This is a genomic window from Mycobacterium simiae, assembly GCF_008370645.1.
Taxonomy (GTDB): domain Bacteria; phylum Actinomycetota; class Actinomycetes; order Mycobacteriales; family Mycobacteriaceae; genus Mycobacterium; species Mycobacterium simiae_A.
In genome coordinates this window covers 1-889 of sequence record NZ_VTZN01000430.1, presented here as the reverse complement: position 1 = coordinate 889, position 889 = coordinate 1, and the positions used below count along the sequence as shown (strand labels likewise).

General features: G+C 69.2%; 2 protein-coding genes. Both read left to right on the top strand.

Annotated features, from left to right (window positions below; translation table 11 throughout):
* Positions 1–275, top strand: a 275-nt coding sequence (locus F0Q45_RS26275; protein WP_188113189.1) for a hypothetical protein, incomplete at its 5' end; no start/stop codon positions are given.
* A gap of 69 nt (positions 276–344) precedes the next feature.
* The coding region (locus F0Q45_RS26270) for a radical SAM protein (protein WP_149656626.1) at positions 345–889 on the top strand (545 nt) is incomplete at its 3' end.

The window sequence follows — 889 nt, the reverse complement described above, 5'->3', positions numbered from 1 at the left end:
GGGGGCAAGGTGGTTTCCACTCCGTTGGCACCGGAGGGATCGGCGGCGCGGGCGGCAAGGCCGGCCTGCTCGGTAATGGCGGCGGTGGTGGTGCCGGTGGGCCAGGGGCACCTGGCGCTGGCGGTGGCAACGGCGGTCAGGGTGGTGACGCCGTGCTGATCGGTAACGGCGGCAACGGCGGCAATGGTGGGATGGGCTCGCCGAATGGAAACGGGGGCCTCGGCGGTAATGGTGGGTCGTTGCTGGGGCAACGGGGGCTGAACGGCCATTCGTAAGCCCTATGCCCGGGCAGGTGCAGGGCCAACCACGTCTGCCGGGGTATGCGTGCCGTGCGAAGATTTGGCATGACTGCTCGTGAGACGCCGGTCGAGCTGCCCGCGATGCCCGCGCATCCCGCTCAGCCGTTTGGGCTGTACGTGCATGTGCCCTTTTGCGTCACACGGTGCGGATATTGCGACTTCAACACCTATACCCCGGCCGAGCTCGGCGGCGTCAACCCGGACGCCTGGCTGTTGGCGCTGCAGACGGAGCTGGAGCTGGCGGCCGCACGACTGGACGGGCCGCCACTGCACACCGTGTTCGTCGGCGGAGGCACTCCGTCGCTGCTGGGCGGCGAGCGCCTGGCGATGCTGCTGGGCATGGTGCGCGAGAACTTCTCGCTGGCGCCCGATGCGGAGATCACCACCGAGGCCAACCCCGAGTCCACCTGGCCGGAGTTTTTCGAGGCCATCCGGGCCGCCGGATACACGCGGGTATCGCTGGGCATGCAATCGGTGGCCCCGCGGGTGCTGGCTACCCTGGATCGGGTGCATTCGCCGGGCCGGGCCACCGCTGCGGCCCGCGAAGCCATGGACGCGGGCTTCGAGCACGTCAACCTTGACCTGATCTA